Consider the following 21409-nt stretch of genomic DNA (forward strand, 5'->3'; position numbering starts at 1 on the left):
GTGGGGGAGATGCCCGGCAGGGCAGAGGGGGGTAAGCCACACCCGCCGGGGACCATTGTAGGGATATCAAGCCTGCCCGGATACCGGGCGGCCAAATCACCGAATGCGCTTCGCTGCCGGTTCCGGAACCAGTTCGCCGTTCAGGCGACGGTCGAGGTAGTCCTCGCATTCGCCCATCAGCTCATCCACCTTGCCGTTGAAGAAGTGGTTGGCGCCGGGAAGGGTGCGGTGGGTGATGAGGATGCCCTTCTGGGTCTTCAGCTTCTCGACGAGACCGTTCACGTCCTTTTCAGGCGCGACCTTGTCGGCATCGCCGTTGATGATGAGGCCGGAAGACGGGCAAGGGGCGAGGAAGGAGAAGTCGTAGGTGTTGGGCTGCGGCGCAATCGACATGAAACCTTCGATTTCCGGACGGCGCATCAGAAGCTGCATGCCGATCCAGGCGCCGAAGGAATAACCGGCGACCCAGCAGCTTTTCGAATCGGGATGCAGGCTCTGCACCCAGTCGAGCGCGGAGGCGGCATCGGAAAGTTCGCCGGCGCCGTGGTCGAATTCGCCCTGGCTGCGGCCGATGGAACGGAAGTTGAACCGGAGCGTCGTGAAGCCGCGCTTCTGGAAAAGATAGAAGAGCTGGTAGACGATCTGGTTGTTCATCGTCCCGCCAAACTGCGGGTGCGGATGAAGAATGATCGCGATCGGCGCGCTCTTTTCCTTGGAGGGTTGATAACGGCCTTCGAGGCGACCCGCAGGGCCGTTAAAGATGACTTCGGGCATTGGTACTCCGGTCGTGTTTTTTCATTCCCGAACCGCATTCTTCCGATGAGAAGACTTGACGAACTGTGTCATCTTTTCTAGAACGCAGTTTAGAATAATTCGAAACTTTGCGTGTGCTCAAGCACTCGGGTCGTGTCATAAGGCAAGCGCAACTGTAATTTCAAGAAAAATGCGTTTTGGCGCATATAAGATTGAGCGAAGCTTTTCCGCTATGACGGGTTTAACGCGCACATATATGGACTGGAACGCCACGGCGCCGCTTCTGCCCGCCGTGCGCGATATCCTTGTGTCCGCGCTTGATCTTGCCGGCAATCCGTCTTCCGTGCACCGGGAAGGGCGTGCCGCCCGCGCCGCCGTGGAGGCTGCCCGTCGCGACGTTGCCGCACTTGCTGGCGCGCTGGCATCCCATGTCACCTTCACCAGCGGCGCGACCGAAGCCGCCAATCTGGTGCTGACGCCGGATTTCAAAATGGGGCGCGCGCCTGTGCGTTATGGCCGGCTTTATGTCTCGGCCATCGAGCATCCCGCCTTCCGGGAAGGCGGTCGCTTTGCGAAGGCTGACGTTACGGAAATTCCCGTTACGTCAGCGGGGGTTCTCGATCTCGCCGAACTGGAGACGCTGCTCTCATCGCATGACAAGTCCACCGGCCTGCCGATGGTCACCTGCATGCTGGTCAATAATGAGACCGGCATTCTCCAGCCGGTGGCGGAGGCCGCGCGGCTTGTGCATGCGGCAGGCGGATTGATGGTGGTCGATGCGGTTCAGGCAGCGGGCCGCGTTCCGCTCGATATCAATGCGCCGGATGCGGATTTCCTCGTCATCTCGTCCCACAAGCTCGGTGGCCCCAAGGGCGCCGGCGCTCTCATCTCGCGCGGCGAGGTGATGATGCCGAAGCCGCTGATCCATGGCGGCGGGCAGGAAAAGGGACATCGTTCCGGCACGGAAAATACCCTGTCGGTCATCGGTTTTGGTGCCGCCGCTGCCGTGGCGGCCGAGAGACTGGCGGACGAAGCGACGCGTCTTGGCGCGTTGCGGGCGAAGCTGGAGGAGGGCATGCGGGTCAACGCGCCCGATGTCATCATCCATGGTGCGGATGTTGCCCGTGTGGGTAATACGACCTTCTTCACCCTGCCGGGCCTGAAGGCGGAAACGGGACAGATTGCCTTCGATATCGAGGGTATAGCGTTGTCTGCCGGTTCGGCCTGCTCTTCCGGCAAGGTGGGGGAAAGTCATGTGCTGACGGCGATGGGGCACGATCCCAAGCTCGGCGCACTCAGGATTTCCCTCGGCCACGCGACCGACGAGGCCGATATAGACAGGACGCTTGCGGCGTTCACGAAAATTGCCGGACGGCGCAAGCTTTCCGGTCAGGCCGCGTAAAATGTGGCAAAGAATTGCGGAATAGCAATTTTCCGCTTGCCGGGATGTGTGAAAAGCGCCATCCCGCACCTACATGGGTATAAGCTCCGCCCCGGCTGACGGCTCGGAACGATTTGCCCGAAGATGAATAAGGCGGCTTTCCGCCTTGATACGTTGACAAGCCACCGGACCTTGGCTCCGGCGAGATTGGAGAACGACATGGCAGCGGTTCAGGAAACGATCGATCAGGTCCGCCAGATCGATGTGGACCAGTATAAATACGGCTTCGAGACAAACATCGAAGTCGACAAGGCTCCGAAGGGCCTTTCGGAAGAGGTGATCCGTTTCATCTCGGCCAAGAAGCAGGAGCCGGAATGGATGCTGGAATGGCGTCTTGAGGCTTACAAGCGCTGGCTGACGATGGAAGAGCCGACATGGGCACGCGTAAGCTACCCCAAGATCGACTTCAACGATCTCTATTATTATGCCGCGCCGAAGACCGCGCCCGGCCCGAAGTCGCTGGACGAAGTCGACCCGGAGCTTCTGAAGGTCTATGAAAAGCTCGGCATTCCGCTGAAGGAACAGGAAATCCTCGCTGGCGTCGAAAAGCGCCCGGTGGCGGTGGATGCCGTGTTCGACAGCGTCTCGGTCGTCACCACCTTCAAGGCGGAACTGGCGAAAGCCGGCGTCATCTTCATGTCGATTTCGGAAGCCGTACGCGAGCATCCGGAACTGGTGAAGAAATATCTCGGCTCGGTCGTCCCGACGACGGACAATTTCTATGCGACGCTGAACTCGGCCGTCTTCACCGATGGTTCCTTCGTGTTCGTGCCGAAGGGTGTTCGCTGCCCGATGGAGCTTTCCACCTATTTCCGCATCAACGAGAAGAACACCGGCCAGTTCGAGCGTACGCTGATCATCGCCGAAGAAGGTGCTTACGTCTCCTATCTGGAAGGCTGCACGGCCCCGCAGCGCGACGAGAACCAGCTTCACGCCGCCGTGGTTGAACTGGTGGCGCTCGATGATGCCGAAATCAAATATTCCACCGTCCAGAACTGGTATCCGGGCGACAAGGAAGGCAAGGGCGGTATTTACAACTTCGTGACCAAGCGCGGCGATTGCCGTGGCGACCGTTCGAAGATTTCGTGGACACAGGTGGAAACCGGTTCTGCGATTACCTGGAAGTACCCGTCCTGCATTCTGCGCGGCGATGACAGCCGTGGCGAATTCTATTCGATCGCGGTTTCCAACGGCCACCAGCAGATCGACAGTGGCACCAAGATGATCCACCTCGGCAAGAACACGTCGAGCCGCATCATCGCCAAGGGCATTGCCGCCGGCTTCTCGGAAAACGTCTATCGCGGCCAGGTCTCGGCCCATCGCAAGGCGACCAATACCCGCAACTTCACGCAGTGCGATAGCTTGCTGATCGGCGACAAGTGCGGCGCTCACACCGTGCCCTATATCGAGGCGAAGAACTCGTCTGCGCATTTCGAGCACGAGGCGACGACGTCGAAGATTTCCGAAGACCAGCTGTTCTATTGCCTGCAGCGCGGCATCCCGGAAGAAGCGGCCATCGCGCTCATCGTCAACGGCTTCGTCAAGGAAGTCATTCAGGAACTGCCGATGGAATTCGCCGTGGAAGCGCAGAAGCTGATCGGCATTTCGCTGGAAGGTTCGGTCGGCTGATAGTCACCCAAATATGCACCTGAGTGCGCGACGCTCGCGCACCTTCGCTCACACTATTCTTAGGATAAATCCATGCTTGAAATCATCGACCTGCACGCAAAGATCGCCGATACCGAAACCGAAATCATCAAGGGTCTCAACCTGAAGGTTGCCGCCGGTGAGGTTGCTGCCATCATGGGGCCGAACGGTTCTGGCAAGTCGACGCTGTCCTACATCCTGTCGGGCCGCGAAGATTACGAAGTCACCTCTGGTGACATTCTCTATAACGGCGAAAGCATTCTGGAACTGGATGCCGCCGAGCGTGCCGCCAAGGGCATCTTCCTTGCCTTCCAGTATCCGGTTGAAATTCCCGGCGTCGCCACCATGCAGTTCCTGAAGGTTGCGATGAACGAGCAGCGCAAGGCGCGTGGCGAGTCCGAACTGACGACGCCGGACTTCATCCGCCGCGTCAAGGAAGCGGCTGGCGATCTGAAGATCGACATGGAAATGCTGAAGCGTCCGCTCAACGTCGGTTTCTCCGGTGGCGAGAAGAAGCGTGCTGAAATCCTGCAGATGGCGCTCCTGGAGCCGAAGCTCTGCGTTCTCGACGAAACCGATAGCGGCCTCGACATCGACGCCCTGAAGATCGTGGCTGACGGCGTCAATGCGCTGAAGTCGCCGGATCGCGCCACTGTCGTCATCACCCACTATCAGCGCCTGCTGGATTACATCGTGCCTGACAGCGTGCATGTTCTCTACAAGGGCAAGATCATCCGCTCGGGTGACAAGGCGCTGGCGCTGGAGCTGGAAAACAACGGTTACGCCGACATCATCGGTGAAGCGGCCTAAGCCGAAGGCCAGGAGGTGATGTCCATGAACATTCAAGCTACCAACCGGCTGACGCCCGCGGAAACCGCGCTGGTCGATGCCTATACCGCCAAGTTCAGCGAATTGCCGGGCGATGGCGCCGTGGTTGCCGCGCGTGACGTGCTGTTCGACGATCTGAAGACCGGTGGTCTTCCGACCCGCCGTATCGAGGCCTGGCACTATACCGATCTGAAAAGCCTGCTGCGGACCATCCCGGAAGACCAGCCTGCACCGGTTATCGAGAAGGCTGTATCCGTCATTGCCGGTTCGCCTGTCGCTTATGTGCTGCATGGGACGGCCAATACCGGCAAGATCGACGAGGTTCGCGTTTCGAGCTTTGCCGGAAGCCTGGCCGACGGTTCCGCCGCCGCAGGTCTTGCAGAAGCCAGCAAGGATGACACGATCGGCCGCATCAATGGCAGCTTCGTGCGCGACGGTCTGGTGCTCGACATTCCGGCCGAGGCCGAAATCGAAAAGCCGATCGAATTGCAGGCGATCCATGGTGCAGGTCAGGTTCACAGCCGCTTCCCGGTGCGCTTCGGCAAGGGCTCCAAGGCCACCGTCATCGAGCGTCACCTTTCGGTGACTTCGGATGCGGCCTTTGTTTCCTCCGTCAGCGACATCGTCGTTGAGGATGGCGCGGAAGTGACCTGGATCGTCTTGCAGCAGCAGGGTGCCGCCGATATTCATCTTGGCCAGCTGCGCATGAAAATCGGTGCGGATGCCAAGATTCGCCTGTTCATTGTCAATGCCGGCGGCAAGCTGGTGCGGCAGGAACTGCGCATCGACGTGGAAGGCGAGGGCACGGATCTCATCGTTCGTGGTGTCAACCTTTTGGGTGGCGAAACCCATACCGACGTGACGATGGTTCTTGGTCACAACGTGCCGAACACGACCTCGACGGAAGTGTTCCGCAACGTGGTGTTCGACCGTGCCAAGGGCATTTTCCAGGGCATGATCCGGGTGGCGCCCGATGCCCAGAAGACCGACGCGAAGATGGCCTGCAATACGCTGCTGATGTCTGACGATGGCGAGTTCTCGGCAAAGCCGGAACTGGAAATCTTCGCCGATGATGTTCAGTGCGGCCATGGTGCGACGGTTGCCGATATCGACGACAACCATCTTTATTACCTGATGGCGCGCGGCGTGCCGAAGGCCAAGGCACGGGCGATGCTCGTCAACGCCTTCGTCGCGGAGATCGTCGAGGAACTGGAAGACGAAGAAGAACTGGTAGAGGCGCTGGAGACGATCATCTCCGGCTGGCTGGAACATCATGCCTGAGAGCGAACGCGCCGCAGTGGCGGCCCCCTATGACATCGAAGCCGTGCGCCGGGATTTTCCGATCCTGTCGCGCGAGGTCTATGGCAAGCCGCTGGTCTATCTCGACAACGGCGCGTCCGCTCAAAAACCGCAGGTGGTGATCGACGCCGTCTCGCATGCCTATGCGAACGAATATGCGAACGTGCATCGCGGCCTGCATTTCCTCTCCAATGCCGCAACCGACGCCTATGAGGCGGCGCGCGAAAAGGTGCGCCGTTTCCTCAATGCCGGTTCGGTGGACGAGATCGTCTTCACCAAATCTTCGACCGAGGCGATCAATACGGTTGCCTATGGTTACGGCATGCCCAAGATCGGCGAGGGCGACGAGATCGTCATCTCGATCATGGAGCACCACTCCAACATCGTGCCGTGGCATTTCATCCGCGAGCGGCAGGGCGCGAAGCTCGTCTGGGTGCCTGTCGATGATGACGGCGCGTTCCATATCGAGGCTTTCGAAAAGAGCCTGACCGAGCGCACCAAGCTCGTTGCCATCACCCATATGTCGAATGCGCTCGGCACCATCGTGCCGGTCAAGGAAATCTGCCGCATTGCCCATGAGCGCGGCATTCCGGTGCTTGTTGATGGTTCGCAGGGCGCGGTTCATATGCCGGTCGATGTGCGCGATATCGATTGCGACTGGTATGTGATGACCGGCCACAAGCTTTACGGTCCGTCGGGCATCGGCGTGCTTTATGGCAAGGCTGACCGGCTGCGCGAGATGCGGCCGTTCCAGGGCGGCGGCGAGATGATCCTCGACGTTTCCGAGGACAATGTAACCTATAACGAGCCGCCGCATCGTTTCGAAGCCGGCACGCCGCCCATCGTGCAGGCCATCGGCCTGGGTTACGCGCTTGACTACATGGACAATCTCGGCCGCGCCGCGATTGCCGCGCATGAGGCGGATCTTGCGGCTTATGCCGCTGAGCGGTTGCGTGAGATCAATTCGCTGCGCATCATCGGCAATGCACCGGACAAGGGCGGCATCTTTTCCTTCGAGCTTGAGGGCATCCATGCCCATGATGTCTCGATGGTGATCGACCGGCGCGGCGTTGCCGTGCGGGCCGGCACCCATTGCGCCATGCCGCTCTTGAAACGGTTCGGCGTCACCTCCACATGCCGGGCATCGTTCGGCCTTTACAATACCCGCGCCGAAGTAGACTCTCTTGTCGAGGCGCTGGAATATGCGCGCAAATTTTTCGCCTGATATCGGGATTAAAGAGATCAGGATTGAGGTTTAAGACCATGACTGCCGAAGCCACTGCAAAGACCCAGGATGCGACCGAAGCTCAGGAAAAGGTATCCACCATTCCACCGGAAGAGTTGGCACGCCTCAGCGACGACGTTATCGCGGCGCTGAAGACCGTCTACGACCCGGAAATTCCGGCCGATATCTTCGAACTCGGTCTCGTCTACAAGATCGACATCGAAGACGACCGGATGGTCAAGATCGTCATGACGCTGACCGCTCCCGGTTGCCCGGTGGCCGGTGAAATGCCGGGCTGGGTGGAAAATGCCGTTGGCGCCGTCGAGGGTGTTTCCGGCGTCACCGTTGAAATGACCTTCGATCCGCCGTGGACGCCGGATCGCATGTCGGAAGAAGCACAGGTCGCCGTCGGCTGGTACTGACGTGATTTTGACGGGTGTCATCTCTTGATGACATTCTCAGGCGCTATTAGATTGAATTCCATAAACATCGAGCCTTGAACTCGATTGTCGAAGGAGAATGAGCCCATGGGCTTTGCGATCATGACCATGACGGGGGCTGCGGCCTCTCGCGTTAAAGCAATCGTCGAAAATTCCGGACCGGACGCCAAGGGCGTGCGCGTCGGCATCAAGAAGGGTGGCTGCGCAGGCATGGAATATACCATCGACCTCGTGACAGAGGCAGATGCGAAGGACGATCTGGTCGAATTCGAAGGGGCAAAGGTCTGGGTTCAGCCTTCCGCCGTGCTTTATCTGCTCGGCACCCAGATGGATTTCGAAGTGACCAAGATGCGCTCCGGTTTCACCTTCAACAATCCCAACCAGACCTCGGCCTGCGGCTGTGGTGAATCGGTTGAGCTGAAGCCCGCCGATCTGGCGGCACTGGCAAAGCAGCGCGAGGCTGAGGCGAGCGTTTGATCGCTTGCGTGGGCTCTTCGATGGCGCGGGGTCCTTTCATTGTGCACGCAGCATTCCTGCAAACGCGACGTCATCCTCGGGCTTGACCCGAGGATCCATTCCCCTCACATCGCTTGAAATGTGCGTAGATCCTCGGGTCAAGCCCGAGGATGACGGGGACAGGTCTGAGCTTCCGTTTCCCGGAACTGATTGTCACCGGAAATCAGTTCTCGAAGGACGATGACTGCTGTTTCAGGGTGTTGATAAAATCCGCCAGAGGATGAATCGGTGGCGTCGTCGTCAATAACGGTTCGAGAGCGGCGGCGATCGTCTGGCAATCGTCTGCCGAGAGCGACCGAAGGCTCGAGACGATTTTGTTATAATCGGGCGTCCCGCGCGCCGCGAAGGAGCGATTGATCACAAACTGCTCCGTCTGCCCGTCAACGCGCTCCACGAAGAGGGCGAGCGAACCGCCGTCAGCGGCGGCAGCGCTGTCCGATACCGATTTGAACATCCAAACTCCATCCGGTAAACTTGAGGGCGAGCCTATCCGATTGACGCCCTGACGCAAGATCAGCAAGGATATCGGATATTCTGCGAGGTTTGGCGGAGGTGCGGAACCGCATGCCTTTCATGCTCCGGGAAGGCGTTTCAGGCCACCAACGGGATTGATCGTGGGGAGCGAACCGGGATGGACATCAGTAGCGCCTCGATTGATATCTGGACGATAGGACTGATCGTCGCCAGCGTCGTGGCTGGCCTGACGCTGATCGTTGGTATTGTTTGTCTTGCATTTTACTGGGAGGAGACAAAGGGATCTGCGGCATCCAAGGGTGATGCGTTGAATAGCCCCCCGCTCGAACGGACTGAGGGTGGAGACTGGCCCACAGTGCACGGCGACGCGAGTGGGGGAGCGCATCATTGAACAGGCAGACTATTTGATGAGGCCGGAACCCGATATGATTGCGAATGCCAAAGCCGCTGTGCGGGCGGCATTTGCGGGTGTCACTTTGGGTGGCGGCGTCGGTCTCTCCGAGGCGCAGGCACTTGACGACTATGCGAATGATGAAGTTCGCGCGACATGCCGCGCTGGCGATGAGAAGAATGATTGGGCGGCGATCCCGCCAAGGGGCCTCAACAGACATTCCGGCAGCCCCGCCTTCCTTGATGCTGAAGGAATGCGATTTCATTTGCCTGCCTATATGATCGCTGATCTTGATGGCGACTACAGGCATGAATTCGCACCCTATTTATGCGGGTGCCAGGAGAAGTTTTCCTTGCTGACCCCTTTGCAACGGACTGCCGTGGAAGTGTATCTCCGCGCCATCAGTGAGAGGGAAAATGTGCCGTCCTATCAGGATGACATAAATCGCGCACTTGAAGAGTGGGTTGGTCTGCGCGCGCCTTAGCGAGCGATTAAAGCGGTTCGGCTAATCCCCCGGAAGAACCGGAGGTTTCCGTTTATTGTCCCAAAAGCCGGTTGCGGTTTGAAATCCAGCTTTCATTCATGCCTGAGCGCCTCGATCGGGCTGAGACTCGCCGCCCGCCGTGCCGGGAAATAGCCGAAAATCACCCCGATGGCCGCCGAAAAGGCGAAGGCGAGGAAGATGATCGACGGGCTGGTGACGAAGGGCACGTTGAGATAACCGACGACGGCGTAAGCAAGGCCGAGGCCAGTGAGGATGCCGACGAGGCCGCCGAAGGCCGACAACATCACGGCTTCCACCAGAAACTGCGTCAGCACCTGTTTTTCCAGCGCGCCGATGGCAAGCCGAATGCCGATTTCGCGGGTGCGTTCCGTCACTGACACCAGCATGATGTTCATGATGCCGATGCCGCCGACCAGCAGGCTGACGGCCGCGACCGCGCCCAGAAGCCCGGTCAGCAATGTCGTCGTGCCCGTCATGGCCGAGGCGATCTGGGTCATGTCGTTGACGGTGAAGTCGTCCTCACGGCCGATGCCGATGCGGCGGCGCTCACGCAGCAGGTTCTGCAGGTCGCTCTGCACCTTGGCGGTGGAAACGCCATCCTGCGCCGAGACCATGATCGAGGAAATGGTGGTGGTGCCGCCGATGCGCCGCTGGTGGATTTTCAGCGGCATGATGATGGTGTCGTCCTGATCGTCGCCGAGGCCGGACTGGCCTTTTCTGGCCAGCACGCCAATGACGGGGCAGGAGATGTTGCTGACACGAACTGTCTGCCCCACCGGGTTTTCCGCGCCGAAGAGTTCCTGCCGTACCGTTTCCCCGATGATGCAGCCGATCTGGCCGCCGCGATCTTCTGCAGGCTGGAAATCGCGGCCGAGTGCGATCGTCCAGTCCTGCGCGATCAGATAATCATTGGTGGTGCCGATGACGCTTGTCTGGTGGTTCTTGCCGCCGAAAATGACGGTTGCTGCGGAACTGCGGTTCTGGGGCGCGACAGCACGGATGCCTGTGACCTGGTTGCGGATGGCCTCGACGTCGCGGTCATCGAAGCGTTTGGCTTCGGTGCTTGCCCGTCCGGGGCCGAACTGGCCGGGGCGCACGAACAGCATGTTGGTTCCCAGCCGCGAAAGCTCCGATTTCACCTGCTCGGTCGTGCCGTTGCCGATGGTGACCATGGCGATGACGGCGGCCACGCCGATAACGACGCCGAGCACGGTGAGGAAGGAGCGCAGGAGGTTGCGGCTGATGGCGCGCAACGCAAGACGCGACGTTTCAAAGAACATCCGATGTCTCCTTGTTGTCCGCGGCGCTGTCGGAGGCGAGGTGGCCATCAACGAAGCGCAGGAGGCGTCCGGCGTGGGCGGCGATATCCTCTTCATGGGTAACCATGACGACCGTGATGCCCCTGTCACGGTTGAGCGCGGTGATCAGTTCCATGATCTCGTTGCTGGTTTTGGTATCGAGGTTGCCGGTCGGTTCGTCGGCCAGAAGCAGGGCAGGGCGGGTGACGATGGCGCGCGCAATGGCCACACGCTGCTGCTGGCCGCCGGAAAGCTCCTGCGTGGTGTGATCCTCACGGCCCTTGAGCCCCACCTGCGCCAGCGCTTCCATGGCGCGGGCCCGCCGTTCCGAGGCCTTCATGCCGCGATAGACCAGCGGCAGCTCGACATTTTCCACCGCAGAGGTGCGGGAAAGAAGATTGAAGCCCTGAAATACGAAACCCAGCATGTGCCGGCGCAGCAGCGTCAGATGCTCATTGTCGAAGCCGCTGGTCGGTACGCCCTGAAACAGATATTCGCCTGATGTCGGCACGTCCAGACAGCCGATGATGTTCATCGAGGTGGATTTGCCCGAGCCTGATGGCCCCATGATGGCGACGAATTCCTTCTCGCGAATGGAGAGGCTGACGCCGTCGAGCGCGCGGATCGCCGCTTCGCCGCGGCCATATTGCTTGACGACATCGCGGAATTCGATGAGCGGCGGCTGTTGCATGCGGTTCTCCTCCGTCAGCCGGCGTTGCGGGCCGTTGCGTCGGTAATCACCTGATCATCGGCTTTCAACTCGCCCGATTTTACCACGGTATGCTGACCGTCGGTGGAGCCTGTTTCGATGGCGACGGAGACCGGCGTGTTGTTGCGCAGCACCCACACGGTTCTCTTGCCGGTCGCGGCCTGACCGGCATCGCGGTTCTGCGAGCGTCCCATGCGCGGCGGGCGGAACAGGCTCATCAGCCCGCCACCACGGGAGGCGGATTCGCGCGGCGGCGTATAACGAAGCGCGGAATTCGGCACCAGCAGCGTGTCCTTGATTTCCTCAACGATGATATTGGCGGTCGCCGTCATGCCGGGGCGCAGCAGCAACTCCGCATTGTCGACCGTCAATATGCCCTTGTAGGTCACCACATTGGACACGGTTTCGGAGGCGAAACGGACCGTTTCGATTTCGGCCGGGAAGCTGCGGTCGGGATAGGCATCGACATTAAACGTGGCCTTCTGCCCGGTCTCGACCTTGCCGACATCGGCCTCATCCACCGAGACCTGCAATTCCATATGGCGCAAATCGCCGGCGATCGTGAACAGCACAGGCGCGTTGAGGGAAGAGGCAACGGTGGCGCCGGGATCGACGCTGCGGGTGAGGATGACGCCATCGATGGGCGAGACGATCTTGGCCTTGCCGAGATTGACTTCGGCGAGCCGCAGATCGGCTTCGGCCGAAAGCACGGTCGCTTCGTTGACCTCCAGCGTGGCTGCGGCCGCATCATGGGTGAATTGCGCCGCATCGAGATCCTGCTGGCTGGACACCCGGTTCTGCACCAGCGACCGCAGGCGTTCCATGGAGGTCTTGGCCGAACCGAGATCGGCGCGCGCCTTCAGCACATTGGCCTTGGCGGAGGCGAGCTTGGCGCGGGCGCTCTGCACGTCGGCTTCGAGCTTGTTGGTATCCAGCTCCGCCAGAACGTCTCCGGCCTTGACCGGGCTATTATAGGTGACGTTGACCTTGCGCACCGTGCCGGACAATTCGCTCGATATATCGACCTGATCCGTCGGCTGGACGGAGCCGGTGGAGGTGACGATGACGGACAGATCGCCCTGGCGCGCCGCTTCCGTGGTGTAGCTATAGGCGACGCCCGCCGCACGCGACTGGTAATAATAACCAAGGCCACCGCCGACCAGAACAAGGAAGGCGGCCACATAAAGATAACGGCGCGATTTCTTCTTCCTGCCGTTTCTGTTCGTTCCCAGAATCTCACGCAGATCGGGCTGGCTGTTTGGTGTATCGCGGCCAATGCCGTTGGCGTCATTCATTCTCGTCACCCGCAAAATTCAAAATACCACAGAGGGTTGTTTCCGCTCCGCGGTTTATCCGTCCATCTGTCGTTCTGTATTCCTCTGATTGTGGGAAGTGGCATAGCTTGCCTCAAGGGTGAAGTGAAAACTTGGTAATATTTATGATAGTTCTGGTCTGATAGAGATAGGCACTGGAAAGCCCGATGCCACCGATACGGCAAAAGGTTTCAGCAGCGACAGTCAGGACGATGATGAAATGAACGACAATGTGGTGAAGTTCTGCAAACCGGTGCCGCCGAAAAAACCGCGCGAACCGCTGGGTCCGAAAGCGAGGAAAGCTTTGACGATTGCGGCTGTCATTTTGTTTTTCGTGGCTGCGTGGGGTTATTTCACGCTGATGGGGCAGGGGTAGGGCAAAGGGGCCGGCGTTGGCGCTCTTGCTTGGGGCAGGATGGAAGGCGCCAGTATTCAAGCCGGCTAAAGCGGGTGTCTCTGGAGACGAATAGACTTAGGGGCGTCGCCGCTGATTCTGATGACGGCTATTAGCTCGTAGCGGCCTTTCGATCTCATATTCGGGCAGGCACTGTTGCCGGGGACAAACCGTCGATCAAACAAAAAGCGCCGTCGTGAAGACGATAGAAGCCGTCTTGCGGAACTGGGAGTTCCAGCATTTCTCGTTTCGATAGGCCGGTGTAGACACCACGGACTATTCGACCGAATAACCCGTGTGATACGGCTATCGTCGGACGTCCGATATCTGCAATCCAGGCTTTCGCACGATTACACGCATCGTCGAAACTCTCGCCGTCAGGTGATTTGAAGTACCAGTCGAACGCATCGGAACCGTCAAGATAGCCAGGGAACTCGGAATCGATTTCAAATCTTGTCATTCCGTCCCATGAACCAACTGTGACCTCCATGAGCCGGGCATCTTCGATGCTGGGAAGTGAAAGCAAGCGTCGAACCCGACTTGCGGTTTCGCGAGTTCTACCAAGAGGGCTTACTTGCATCTCAAATGACTGACCGTCATCAGAAAGCTCGTGATAAAGAACGTTGGCGACGAAATCCGCCTGTTCGATACCAAGCGTCGTTAGTGATGAATCTTTTTGGCCCTGAAATCGTCCAAGAGTATTCCAAACGGTTTCACCATGCCGCAGCAGGTAGATCGTCGACACACGAATGCCCCTCTTAAACGACTTAATACAAAAATGGACAATCGCATGACCGATTGATGACGGCAATTGGCGCAATACTGCCCAAACGATAACTTGCTGTCGCCGCTGTAAAAGCCACTTGCCAACGGGATCATACCCAATACCTTATCAACACGGCCAAGGGAGGTGGATTGTATGAAAGGTTTTCGCGACAGTGTGCTTTTTCCGCTCACGCTCCTGATCGGCGGCGTGGTCGCGTTTTTTCTCTTCCTCTACGTGACAGGCCACGACCCGGATGAACGACCCCTGACTCTCGGCGAGTGGGTTATCGGCGGCATGCTGATCGGACCGGGTTTCGGTTATCTCGTGAAATGGAGAAAGGCTAAGAATAGCCGGAGCGCAAATACGGACTGATACCGTGTCTGCGATCGAAACCAAACCAGTCATTCGTGGGGAATGTGAGAAGCGGTGGCGACCCCTGCAGGACTCGAACCTGCGACCTACTGCTTAGAAGGCAGTTGCTCTATCCAGTTGAGCTAAGGGGCCGTCATGCCGGGCAATCGATACTCCGGCAAAAACTTTGATCGTCGTGTTTCAGTGCGTCCAGGGCTGGGTGCGGTTGAAACGAAAATTGTCGGTGTAGGAAACCACCTTGCGGGTTGCTTCTTTCGGCAGGATGACGCGGTATTCGATGCCCTTGCGCTGGGCATAGGCTTCGGCCTGTTCCTGCGTCTCGAATGTCAGCTTGACCTGCTGCTTCATGTCGGAGCTGGAGGTATAACCCATGATCGGATCGATCTTGCGCGGAACCTCGGCGTCGAATTCCAGAACCCAGACATTGGTCTTCGCCTTGCCGGATTGCATGGCGGTTTTTGCAGGGCGGTAAATCTTCGCAGACATGTCGAAACTGCTCCGGTTGGACAGTGGGGCGCAACACCCCGAATTATTCTTCACGTACCTGAATAGAATAACCAAATCGTGTCAGGAACGTTGAATTTGAAATGGACTGACTTCAGGTGAGAGTCAAGACGATTATCCCGCGCTTTCCTTTCGCGCCACTGCAACGCCGGCGACGGATTTTGCCGATCGAGGCCGCGACTGAACAAAGATGAATTTCCCTGTTGCGGACTTCGGGTGAACCGTGTATTCCCCAGCCATCGCCTCGGCGGAGTGTAGCGCAGTCTGGTAGCGCATCTGGTTTGGGACCAGAGGGTCGGGAGTTCGAATCTCTCCACTCCGACCATTTTAAAGCAAAACATCTGCTTTCCGGCGTAACCTCTTTCAAGAAGCCAGTATTTATTCTGCCGATGGTCCGGCCAGCGTGCTTTCCGCCGTGCCGATCGTCATCACATTGCCGCGCCATGCCACCGCGCTGCCGATCCAGCTGCGTGCCCAGACGACGGGCATGATCATGTCGCGGGCGATCATGGCCGGCAGCGTATTGAGCGATACCGGCCAGCGATTGAGGGCGGCAAGCGCCAGTTCCGGCACGTACATGAGGGCGAGCACGGCAAAGGCCGTTGCCACGAGGTTCACATCCATCATGGCAGCGGCGGCGAGCGCGAAAAGAAGCGGGGGAAGCGCACCGGTCAGGATTTCCGGTGCGAAATATTGCGGGAAGGTCACGCGTCTCAACCGCGCCCAGCGGGTCTGGCGCGACCAGATTTCGCCGGCATGGCGCTGGCCGAGTGGTTGCTCGAAGGGAGTGGAGACCAGATGCACCTTGCGGCCGGCGCTTCGCACCAGTTTCGTCGAGGCCGCGTCTTCGGCGATTTCGGCGGCGAGGGCGCGAATGCCGCCATTCTCCTCCAGAAACGGCTTGTTCCACAACATCGACTTGCCCTGCGCAAAACCCATGCCGATCGCTTCCGCAGCATATTGCCAGCGCCCCTGCGAGCCGTTGAGGAAGGCGCATTCCACATGTGCCCAGAAACCCGTCGGCCGCGAGCCGAGCGGCGGCGAGCAGACCAGCCCGCTATCCTGCCGCCAGGCCGACATCATGGTCGTTATATAGGATTTCGGCATCAGCACGTTCGAATCGGCGAGAATGACCCATTCGTGGCGGGCGGCGCGCCAGCCCTTGACGCAATTGTTCAGTTTCGGATTGGCACTGATGCGGTCGTCACCGATCAGCAATTGCGCCGGCACCGTGGGGAAGGCCGATTGGGCTTTGCGCACTTCCGCGATCACGGGATCGAATTCATCGGCGACGCAGAACAGCAGTTCGTAATCCGGCCAGTTGAGCTGGAAGGCACGTGACAGCGTCAGCGGCGTGAAATTTTCGACGCCGCGCAACGGCACGACCAGCGAGACCGGCGGTTTCTTCCGTACAAGCTCGTTTTCGGCATCGCGTCTCCTCAGCCGCCAGCCGGCCAGAACGATGCCGAGAAGATTGAATGCAAGGAGCAGAATTGCACAAAGGGCAAAGACAGTTTCCATGCTGGCCAGTTCCACTCCCAAGCTTTCGGCGGTTATTCCGCCAATCGATTCCATGGAATTCGTCTCTGCCGATTATAACGTTTGCGTGACAGTTACATGTCATCATCCGCAGGCGGGCAGGCTGCGCCGCGTGTGAAAACCTGGTGAAGACACATGGCCGCAAAAGAAAAGCCCTCCGTGGTGAAGGGCCCAATCGTCACGATGACATGAATTCTAGTGGATGTTCAGAATATGGGCATGGCTGCTTGCAACGAGAAACGATTCCCGCGCTATTTCGATGTCGCATTTGCCGGCGATCGCATCGAGGCAGTTTTTGCAGGCTTCCTGATGTTCCGGGCCGTGTTCCTCCGGCCAGCGGTACATCAGCATGTCCAGCGCCACCAGCGGGCTGTAGATTTCCACGGCCGCCGACAGTGGCAGGTGGATCGCCACCGGCTTCATCCACAAGGCGTGGTGACACGGCTCCGTTCTGTTAATCAGCATATCATTCTCCTCCCTGTTTATCTGGTCTCGACAGCCTTTCTCACTCCCATGCGCGAAATGTTTGCCTCACGAAATGGTTCCCGATCACCTAAAATGTGATCGATCAGGGGGTTCCAATTTTCCAAGATGAATGGAAGATGAACGAATAGATGAACCGGAGATGAACAAAACCGCCCATCAGGCGTTGTTGTGTCCATAAGAAGGAGAACGCATATGTTCAATTTGTCAGGCATTCAGGAAAGCTTCTTCGGGGATCGCATGGCGGGCGTCTGCCAGGCGATTACCTCGGCGCTGGCCTTCGAATCGGGCCTCGAAAAGTCACGTATTTCGGCAAGCGTCGAAAATGACGTGATCTATCTGGAAGGCACGGCCGATTCGGTCGAGGCGATCGACATCGCCATCAATCTCGCTTCTTCCATTTCCAATTGCCGGGTTTTGAGCCATATCGAGCCGGTCTACTGATTATTGCGTCGGCCGGGTGAAACCTCGTCCGGCCCGTTCAGACGCAATAACGCGGCAATCTTACTTTCGGTTGCCGATTTGCGCACTGCGGATCATATCGCCCGGCTTGATGCCATAGCGTTTTGCAGTGCCGCCATTCAGTTCAAGAACGAAATTCACCGGGCCGCGGGAGCTGATGATGGCTTCCGAATGCGGAACCGCGTTCTCGTGGATATGGGTGATGCGCCCGTCGCGGGCAATGAACAGCATGTCGAGCGGGATGAGGGTGTTGCGCATCCACATGGCGACGTCGCGTGACATACCGAAATCGAACAGCATGCCACTTTCAGGCGGCATCGACTTGCGGAACATCAGGCCCTGTTCGCGCTGGGCATTGTCCAGCGCCAGCTCGGCAGTGAAATCGTGGGTTTTGCCCGAGGCGGTTTCAATTGTCAGTGGCTCTGACGTGAATGTCAGCCGTTCCTGAGACTGGGCGGCGCCCGCAAGCGTGAAAAAAAGAAGCGCCAGAATGGCGCTTTTCACCATCTGGGGCAGGGCGGCCATCAATGCGACATCCCGATGGAGACCGGGTTGTCGGGGTGGATTTCCGCCGCCATCAGGCCCTTGTCGCCATCGCCGAAACGCACCAGCACCACCTGGCCGGGGCGAAGCTCCGTCAGGCCGAAACGGCGCAATGTTTCCATGTGCACGAAAATATCTTCCGTTCCTTCGCCGCGCGTCAGGAAGCCGAAACCCTTGGTGCGGTTGAACCACTTGACGATGGCGCGCTCGAGGCCGCTCGAGGGCGTCACCTGCACATGGGTGCGCACCGGCGGCAGCTGCGAGGGGTGAACGGCGGTCGTTTGATCCATCGACAGGATGCGGAAAGCCTGGAAGCCACGGTCGCGGCGCTGGATGAGCGCGACGATGCGCGTACCTTCAAGAATGGTCTGGTATCCGTCGCGGCGCAGGCAGGAGACGTGCAGCAGCACGTCCTGCGTGCCGTTGTCCGGCACGATGAAACCGAAACCCTTGGCGACATCGAACCATTTCACGACGCCGGTAATTTCGGTCAGGTCCACGGCATCGCCCGAAAGGTCCTCGACATCGACTATCGTTTTCGATGACATCCTATCAGCCATATCCTGCCAACCCCTCGATTACGCGCCACACATCGGTCAACTGATTCCTGTGCGCCAGATTAACATCTTGGTAACGGTTCCACGCAAGCCCTAGTTTTTGATTTGCGCAGCTGCTTTTATGTCGCCGTCCTTGTCCGGGGCTTGCCGCCAGGCGTTTAACGGCCCCGGACCCGTGTAATGGAGAGGAAGAAAATGCGGTATCTGCACACAATGGTTCGCGTCAAAGACCTTGGCGAGTCACTGAAATTCTATTGCGACCTGCTGGGTCTTGCGGAAATACGCCGAATCGAGAACGAAAAAGGCCGATTCACTCTGGTGTTTCTTGCCGCGCGTGACGACATTGCTGCGGCAAAGGAAAACAAGGCGCCGTGCCTGGAGCTTACCTACAACTGGGACACGGAGGATTATACCGGCGGCCGCAATTTCGGCCATCTGGCTTACGAGGTCGACAATATCTACGATTTCTGCGCCAGCCTTCAGCAGAACGGCATCGTCATCAACCGGCCGCCGCGCGACGGACACATGGCCTTCGTGCGTTCTCCGGATGGCATTTCTTTTGAAATCCTGCAGAAGGGCGAAAGCCTCGCACCAGCCGAACCATGGATATCTATGCAGAATACCGGTTCCTGGTAGGGATTTTCCGGCCAATAGCGGCGTTTTCGGGCGCTCTTGCCTTATCCCGAGGGGATGAGGCATAGTCCGCGAATCGAAACGGCCAGTCCCGTTTTGGGGGAAGCACACGATTCCGTTCCCGTGCTGCTGTTGGAAATGCAAGATACGGAGGCCACCCATGAAAACTGTCGAGGGCGCGAAACAACGCGTTTCCTGTCAGCGTCTCGTCATTGCGGTTTCGCTGCTCGGGCTTTCCGGATGCGTTTCGGCGGTGACGGATGACGAGATGGCCGCCAGTACCAAGAAGCCGGAAATTGCCGCACAGCATAAGCCGCAAACCGCAGCCGCTGCTCCCCAGACATCCGGCGCCCAGCCGGGGCACTATGTGGATCCCGCCGTGGCATCGGCCGCCGGAGCGGCCACGCCTTCCCAGCCGCAGCACGCCGGAGGTCCCGCCCAGGTTTATGGCGCTGCCGCCGATATTGGCGGATTGACGACGCAGCCGACAGCGATTTCGGCCGGGACGGCCAGCATCTATTCCACGGCATCTGCCGCCGCGCCCGCCGCTGTGGCGGGTGCACCGGGCACGGCCCCCGCCGCAGCGGGCGCTCCTTCACAGAAAATCATGCCCGCTGTCAGCAGCGTCTATTCCGCGCCGGTGCAGGCGGCGCAGCCACAGCCGGTATCCGTTCCGGTTCCGGCAGCCGCGCAGGTGCCGGCGGAACAGCACAGCGAAAATCGCCAGCCCGCAGCCGTGCCGGTGCCGCAGCCGCCATCGGCGCAGCTCGCCGCCGCTGAGCCGGCGGCCAATGCCGGAACGACGGGCGAAGGGCAGGAAAGCGAAGGCAAGGGCGTGACGCTTGCGGCGTTTTTCGCCGGCGCGGCCAAGAAGCGCCTGCCGAAGATGATTGAAAGCGGCACGGCGGGCAACACGCAGGTCGCCGCACTTCCCGGTGCCTCGGACGGCTCGATGGGCATTGCGCTTTCCGGCCGCTCGATGATGTCCGATGAATTTGACGATGCCCATCTCGACGAAGAGGATGACCAGCCGACCGGCCTAATGAAGCTCGCTTCGCTTTCCGGTCTCACCCGCGTTGCCCCGAACGGGCTTTTCCTGCAGACGGACCGGGTCGAAGTCGGTTGCTTCAAGCCAGAACTGGTGCGGATGATCAAGGATGTGGAGCACCACTATAACAGCCCCGCAATCGTCACCTCGGGCTATCGCCCGCCAAAGGGCATAAGGCAGGGCTCCAAGCACTATACCTGCGATGCCGCCGATATCCAGATCAAGGGCGTCTCCAAATGGGAGCTTGCCACCTATCTACGTTCCCTGCCTGATCGCGGTGGCGTCGGCACCTATTGCCACACCGAATCGGTGCATATGGACACGGGTGAACCGAGAGACTGGAACTGGCGTTGCCGCCGCACCGCTGCGCGTAAATAATCTCCCTCAGCCTTCCCGTCGAGAATCGTGCGGTTTCGCGCGCTGTCGAGACGGGACATCCCTTCCGCATGGACGTCCGGCCTTGCTTGCTATAGGAGGCTGTCCTTCATCTTAAGCTTATGGTGCCTTGCGAATGCAGCCGATCTCCACCTTCCCGATATACATCATTTCAATTGCCCGGGCGCGGGCGCGGCTTGATAAGATGCTGGAGAGTGCCTCCGGGCTGGGCCTGGACCTGCGGCCGGTGGAAGGGGTGGACGGCAAGAGCCTGTCGCCGAATGACTGGCGGGATTTCGACCGGCGCGGCTTCGAGTTGCGCAATGGCCGGTATGCCCTGCCGGGGGAATATGGCTGTTATGCCAGCCATATCAAGGCACTTGAAATCTTCCTCGCGACCGATGCGCCCGTGGCGGTGATCGTCGAAGACGACGTTGCCTTCACTCCGGATTTTGCCGGGCGGATCAAGGCGATGATTGCGGTGATGCCGGACAATTCCATCGTGAAGCTGACCAACCACCGGCGCAGTGGTTTCAAGGGTCGCAAGACCACCATTCTTGGTGATACGCTGGGGCGCTGCATCTACGGGCCACAGGGATCATCCGCCTGCTACCTCATTTCACGCAGCGCCGCGCAACGTTTTCTGAAGGCCGCAAGGGTTATGACATTGCCCTTTGACCGGGCTCTGGAATGCGGCTGGGGTTACGGCACGCAGGTTTACGTGGCCGACAGGGATTTCCTGCCATTTGGCAACCCGGATACGCTGGTCGGGACGCGGGCGGAATATAAAGACACCAAATTTGCCCGTTTGAAGCGGATCCCCGCCTATCTGTCCAACGTCTATGACAGCATCGCGCGGTATGTTTACGCCTATCGGTAACCGCGAGTGCTCCG

26 protein-coding genes and 2 tRNA genes are annotated in these 21409 nt (G+C 59.2%); 16 read left to right on the plus strand and 12 right to left on the minus strand.

Features of this window, described 5'->3' with window-relative positions:
* Positions 1–96 precede the first annotated feature (96 nt).
* A complete protein-coding gene (locus O3S81_RS03475; protein WP_003495402.1) occupies positions 97–774 on the minus strand; it encodes an alpha/beta hydrolase in 678 nt (225 codons plus the stop codon).
* 211 nt (positions 775–985) lie between these two features.
* Between O3S81_RS03475 and O3S81_RS03480 the strand changes: the two genes are divergently transcribed.
* From O3S81_RS03480 to sufA, 7 genes are all read left to right on the plus strand, one after another.
* Positions 986–2155, plus strand: coding sequence for a cysteine desulfurase family protein (locus O3S81_RS03480; RefSeq protein ID WP_269340998.1), 1170 nt, complete (start codon positions 986–988; stop codon positions 2153–2155).
* A 198-nt stretch (positions 2156–2353) separates the two neighbouring features.
* Positions 2354–3823, plus strand: coding sequence for a Fe-S cluster assembly protein SufB (sufB, locus tag O3S81_RS03485; RefSeq protein WP_020809911.1), 1470 nt, complete (start codon positions 2354–2356; stop codon positions 3821–3823).
* A 72-nt stretch (positions 3824–3895) separates the two neighbouring features.
* Positions 3896–4651: a Fe-S cluster assembly ATPase SufC gene (sufC, locus tag O3S81_RS03490; RefSeq protein ID WP_003522658.1), complete on the plus strand. Its 756-nt coding sequence runs from the start codon at positions 3896–3898 to the stop codon at positions 4649–4651.
* Positions 4652–4675: 24 nt separating this feature from the next.
* On the plus strand, positions 4676–5950 hold the full coding sequence (gene sufD / locus O3S81_RS03495) for a Fe-S cluster assembly protein SufD (RefSeq protein ID WP_269341001.1): 1275 nt from the start codon (positions 4676–4678) through the stop codon (positions 5948–5950).
* On the plus strand, positions 5943–7193 hold the full coding sequence (locus tag O3S81_RS03500; protein WP_269341002.1) for a cysteine desulfurase: 1251 nt from the start codon (positions 5943–5945) through the stop codon (positions 7191–7193). The genes sufD and O3S81_RS03500 overlap by 8 nt, the downstream gene beginning before the upstream one ends.
* A gap of 38 nt (positions 7194–7231) precedes the next feature.
* Positions 7232–7615: an SUF system Fe-S cluster assembly protein gene (locus tag O3S81_RS03505; RefSeq protein ID WP_269341003.1), complete on the plus strand. Its 384-nt coding sequence runs from the start codon at positions 7232–7234 to the stop codon at positions 7613–7615.
* Positions 7616–7720: 105 nt separating this feature from the next.
* Positions 7721–8110, plus strand: a complete 390-nt coding sequence (gene sufA, locus O3S81_RS03510; protein WP_269341004.1) for a Fe-S cluster assembly scaffold SufA — start codon at positions 7721–7723, stop codon at positions 8108–8110.
* A gap of 202 nt (positions 8111–8312) precedes the next feature.
* Here the strand turns inward: sufA and O3S81_RS03515 are convergent, their stop codons facing one another.
* Positions 8313–8603, minus strand: coding sequence for a hypothetical protein (locus O3S81_RS03515; RefSeq protein ID WP_269341005.1), 291 nt, complete (start codon positions 8601–8603; stop codon positions 8313–8315).
* Positions 8604–8780: 177 nt separating this feature from the next.
* Between O3S81_RS03515 and O3S81_RS03520 the strand changes: the two genes are divergently transcribed.
* Together O3S81_RS03520 and O3S81_RS03525 are read left to right on the plus strand one after the other, a co-directional pair.
* Positions 8781–9014: a hypothetical protein gene (locus O3S81_RS03520; protein ID WP_269341006.1), complete on the plus strand. Its 234-nt coding sequence runs from the start codon at positions 8781–8783 to the stop codon at positions 9012–9014.
* A gap of 34 nt (positions 9015–9048) precedes the next feature.
* Positions 9049–9498 (plus strand): DUF6714 family protein, encoded by a 450-nt coding sequence (locus O3S81_RS03525; protein ID WP_269341008.1) that lies wholly within the window; start codon positions 9049–9051, stop codon positions 9496–9498.
* A 92-nt stretch (positions 9499–9590) separates the two neighbouring features.
* On the opposite strand, the gene O3S81_RS03530 is transcribed toward O3S81_RS03525, so the two are convergent.
* Genes O3S81_RS03530 through O3S81_RS03540 form a run of 3 tightly spaced genes read right to left on the minus strand, consistent with a single transcriptional unit; the run spans position 9591 to position 12821 of the window.
* Positions 9591–10799, minus strand: coding sequence for an ABC transporter permease (locus O3S81_RS03530; protein WP_269341009.1), 1209 nt, complete (start codon positions 10797–10799; stop codon positions 9591–9593).
* Positions 10789–11508 carry an ABC transporter ATP-binding protein gene (locus O3S81_RS03535; protein ID WP_269341011.1) on the minus strand — a complete coding sequence of 240 codons (720 nt, stop codon included), beginning with the start codon at positions 11506–11508 and terminating at the stop codon, positions 10789–10791. The genes O3S81_RS03530 and O3S81_RS03535 overlap by 11 nt, the downstream gene beginning before the upstream one ends.
* 14 nt (positions 11509–11522) lie before the next feature.
* Positions 11523–12821 (minus strand): efflux RND transporter periplasmic adaptor subunit, encoded by a 1299-nt coding sequence (locus tag O3S81_RS03540; RefSeq protein ID WP_269341013.1) that lies wholly within the window; start codon positions 12819–12821, stop codon positions 11523–11525.
* Between the two features lie 238 nt (positions 12822–13059).
* Here O3S81_RS03540 and O3S81_RS03545 point away from each other — a divergent pair, with 238 nt between their 5' ends.
* Positions 13060–13215 (plus strand): hypothetical protein, encoded by a 156-nt coding sequence (locus O3S81_RS03545; protein WP_269341015.1) that lies wholly within the window; start codon positions 13060–13062, stop codon positions 13213–13215.
* A gap of 154 nt (positions 13216–13369) precedes the next feature.
* On the opposite strand, the gene O3S81_RS03550 is transcribed toward O3S81_RS03545, so the two are convergent.
* Positions 13370–13978: a histidine phosphatase family protein gene (locus O3S81_RS03550; protein WP_269341016.1), complete on the minus strand. Its 609-nt coding sequence runs from the start codon at positions 13976–13978 to the stop codon at positions 13370–13372.
* A 174-nt stretch (positions 13979–14152) separates the two neighbouring features.
* On the opposite strand from O3S81_RS03550, the gene O3S81_RS03555 reads away from it, so the two are divergent.
* Positions 14153–14371, plus strand: coding sequence for a hypothetical protein (locus O3S81_RS03555; RefSeq protein ID WP_269341017.1), 219 nt, complete (start codon positions 14153–14155; stop codon positions 14369–14371).
* 55 nt (positions 14372–14426) lie between these two features.
* On the opposite strand, the gene O3S81_RS03560 is transcribed toward O3S81_RS03555, so the two are convergent.
* Both O3S81_RS03560 and O3S81_RS03565 read right to left on the minus strand, forming a co-directional pair.
* Positions 14427–14503, minus strand: a tRNA-Arg gene (locus O3S81_RS03560).
* A gap of 48 nt (positions 14504–14551) precedes the next feature.
* Positions 14552–14857 carry an ETC complex I subunit gene (locus O3S81_RS03565; protein WP_173987132.1) on the minus strand — a complete coding sequence of 102 codons (306 nt, stop codon included), beginning with the start codon at positions 14855–14857 and terminating at the stop codon, positions 14552–14554.
* Positions 14858–15123: 266 nt separating this feature from the next.
* Between O3S81_RS03565 and O3S81_RS03570 the strand changes: the two genes are divergently transcribed.
* Positions 15124–15200 (plus strand) — tRNA-Pro (locus O3S81_RS03570).
* A gap of 53 nt (positions 15201–15253) precedes the next feature.
* Here the strand turns inward: O3S81_RS03570 and O3S81_RS03575 are convergent.
* Together O3S81_RS03575 and O3S81_RS03580 are read right to left on the minus strand one after the other, a co-directional pair.
* On the minus strand, positions 15254–16396 hold the full coding sequence (locus tag O3S81_RS03575; protein ID WP_269341391.1) for a ceramide glucosyltransferase: 1143 nt from the start codon (positions 16394–16396) through the stop codon (positions 15254–15256).
* 213 nt (positions 16397–16609) lie between these two features.
* Entirely contained in the window at positions 16610–16879 is a 270-nt protein-coding gene (locus O3S81_RS03580) for a DUF982 domain-containing protein (RefSeq protein ID WP_269341020.1), read from the minus strand.
* A 213-nt stretch (positions 16880–17092) separates the two neighbouring features.
* Here O3S81_RS03580 and O3S81_RS03585 point away from each other — a divergent pair, with 213 nt between their 5' ends.
* The gene (locus tag O3S81_RS03585) at positions 17093–17341 is read left to right on the plus strand and encodes a BON domain-containing protein (protein ID WP_269341021.1); all 249 of its coding nucleotides are present in this window, start codon (positions 17093–17095) and stop codon (positions 17339–17341) included.
* A 60-nt stretch (positions 17342–17401) separates the two neighbouring features.
* Here O3S81_RS03585 and O3S81_RS03590 read toward each other — a convergent pair whose 3' ends face one another.
* Both O3S81_RS03590 and O3S81_RS03595 read right to left on the minus strand, forming a co-directional pair.
* Positions 17402–17884, minus strand: coding sequence for a DUF192 domain-containing protein (locus O3S81_RS03590; protein ID WP_269341022.1), 483 nt, complete (start codon positions 17882–17884; stop codon positions 17402–17404).
* The gene (locus tag O3S81_RS03595; protein ID WP_269341023.1) at positions 17884–18462 is read right to left on the minus strand and encodes a cold-shock protein; all 579 of its coding nucleotides are present in this window, start codon (positions 18460–18462) and stop codon (positions 17884–17886) included. Before O3S81_RS03595 ends, O3S81_RS03590 begins: the two co-directional genes overlap by 1 nt.
* Positions 18463–18654: 192 nt before the next feature.
* Between O3S81_RS03595 and O3S81_RS03600 the strand changes: the two genes are divergently transcribed.
* From O3S81_RS03600 to O3S81_RS03610, 3 genes are all read left to right on the plus strand, one after another.
* Positions 18655–19095 carry a VOC family protein gene (locus O3S81_RS03600; RefSeq protein WP_269341024.1) on the plus strand — a complete coding sequence of 147 codons (441 nt, stop codon included), beginning with the start codon at positions 18655–18657 and terminating at the stop codon, positions 19093–19095.
* Positions 19096–19252: 157 nt separating this feature from the next.
* Positions 19253–20518 (plus strand): YcbK family protein, encoded by a 1266-nt coding sequence (locus O3S81_RS03605; protein WP_269341026.1) that lies wholly within the window; start codon positions 19253–19255, stop codon positions 20516–20518.
* A gap of 133 nt (positions 20519–20651) precedes the next feature.
* Positions 20652–21395 carry a glycosyltransferase family 25 protein gene (locus tag O3S81_RS03610; protein ID WP_269341028.1) on the plus strand — a complete coding sequence of 248 codons (744 nt, stop codon included), beginning with the start codon at positions 20652–20654 and terminating at the stop codon, positions 21393–21395.
* Positions 21396–21409 lie beyond the last annotated feature (14 nt).

The sequence above is a fragment of the Agrobacterium sp. SOY23 genome, from assembly GCF_027212525.1.
In the GTDB taxonomy this organism is placed as follows: domain Bacteria; phylum Pseudomonadota; class Alphaproteobacteria; order Rhizobiales; family Rhizobiaceae; genus Agrobacterium; species Agrobacterium tumefaciens_I.

Bases quoted from the DNA above. Each gene is read 5' to 3' on its own strand.
- O3S81_RS03500 (WP_269341002.1), top strand. From the start codon at position 5,943: ATGCCTGAGAGCGAACGCGCCGCAGTGGCGGCCCCCTATGACATCGAA.
- O3S81_RS03610 (WP_269341028.1), top strand. From the start codon at position 20,652: ATGCAGCCGATCTCCACCTTCCCGATATACATCATTTCAATTGCCCGG.
- O3S81_RS03475 (WP_003495402.1), bottom strand. From the start codon at position 774: ATGCCCGAAGTCATCTTTAACGGCCCTGCGGGTCGCCTCGAAGGCCGT.
- O3S81_RS03545 (WP_269341015.1), top strand. From the start codon at position 13,060: ATGAACGACAATGTGGTGAAGTTCTGCAAACCGGTGCCGCCGAAAAAA.
- O3S81_RS03575 (WP_269341391.1), bottom strand. From the start codon at position 16,396: ATGGAAACTGTCTTTGCCCTTTGTGCAATTCTGCTCCTTGCATTCAAT.
- O3S81_RS03520 (WP_269341006.1), top strand. From the start codon at position 8,781: ATGGACATCAGTAGCGCCTCGATTGATATCTGGACGATAGGACTGATC.
- sufB (WP_020809911.1), top strand. From the start codon at position 2,354: ATGGCAGCGGTTCAGGAAACGATCGATCAGGTCCGCCAGATCGATGTG.
- sufA (WP_269341004.1), top strand. From the start codon at position 7,721: ATGGGCTTTGCGATCATGACCATGACGGGGGCTGCGGCCTCTCGCGTT.
- O3S81_RS03600 (WP_269341024.1), top strand. From the start codon at position 18,655: ATGCGGTATCTGCACACAATGGTTCGCGTCAAAGACCTTGGCGAGTCA.
- O3S81_RS03515 (WP_269341005.1), bottom strand. From the start codon at position 8,603: ATGTTCAAATCGGTATCGGACAGCGCTGCCGCCGCTGACGGCGGTTCG.
- O3S81_RS03595 (WP_269341023.1), bottom strand. From the start codon at position 18,462: ATGGCTGATAGGATGTCATCGAAAACGATAGTCGATGTCGAGGACCTT.
- O3S81_RS03580 (WP_269341020.1), bottom strand. From the start codon at position 16,879: ATGCTGATTAACAGAACGGAGCCGTGTCACCACGCCTTGTGGATGAAG.
- O3S81_RS03525 (WP_269341008.1), top strand. From the start codon at position 9,049: ATGATTGCGAATGCCAAAGCCGCTGTGCGGGCGGCATTTGCGGGTGTC.
- sufD (WP_269341001.1), top strand. From the start codon at position 4,676: ATGAACATTCAAGCTACCAACCGGCTGACGCCCGCGGAAACCGCGCTG.
- O3S81_RS03585 (WP_269341021.1), top strand. From the start codon at position 17,093: ATGTTCAATTTGTCAGGCATTCAGGAAAGCTTCTTCGGGGATCGCATG.
- O3S81_RS03565 (WP_173987132.1), bottom strand. From the start codon at position 14,857: ATGTCTGCGAAGATTTACCGCCCTGCAAAAACCGCCATGCAATCCGGC.
- O3S81_RS03605 (WP_269341026.1), top strand. From the start codon at position 19,253: ATGAAAACTGTCGAGGGCGCGAAACAACGCGTTTCCTGTCAGCGTCTC.
- O3S81_RS03555 (WP_269341017.1), top strand. From the start codon at position 14,153: ATGAAAGGTTTTCGCGACAGTGTGCTTTTTCCGCTCACGCTCCTGATC.
- O3S81_RS03480 (WP_269340998.1), top strand. From the start codon at position 986: ATGACGGGTTTAACGCGCACATATATGGACTGGAACGCCACGGCGCCG.
- sufC (WP_003522658.1), top strand. From the start codon at position 3,896: ATGCTTGAAATCATCGACCTGCACGCAAAGATCGCCGATACCGAAACC.
- O3S81_RS03535 (WP_269341011.1), bottom strand. From the start codon at position 11,508: ATGCAACAGCCGCCGCTCATCGAATTCCGCGATGTCGTCAAGCAATAT.
- O3S81_RS03505 (WP_269341003.1), top strand. From the start codon at position 7,232: ATGACTGCCGAAGCCACTGCAAAGACCCAGGATGCGACCGAAGCTCAG.
- O3S81_RS03530 (WP_269341009.1), bottom strand. From the start codon at position 10,799: ATGTTCTTTGAAACGTCGCGTCTTGCGTTGCGCGCCATCAGCCGCAAC.
- O3S81_RS03590 (WP_269341022.1), bottom strand. From the start codon at position 17,884: ATGGCCGCCCTGCCCCAGATGGTGAAAAGCGCCATTCTGGCGCTTCTT.
- O3S81_RS03540 (WP_269341013.1), bottom strand. From the start codon at position 12,821: ATGAATGACGCCAACGGCATTGGCCGCGATACACCAAACAGCCAGCCC.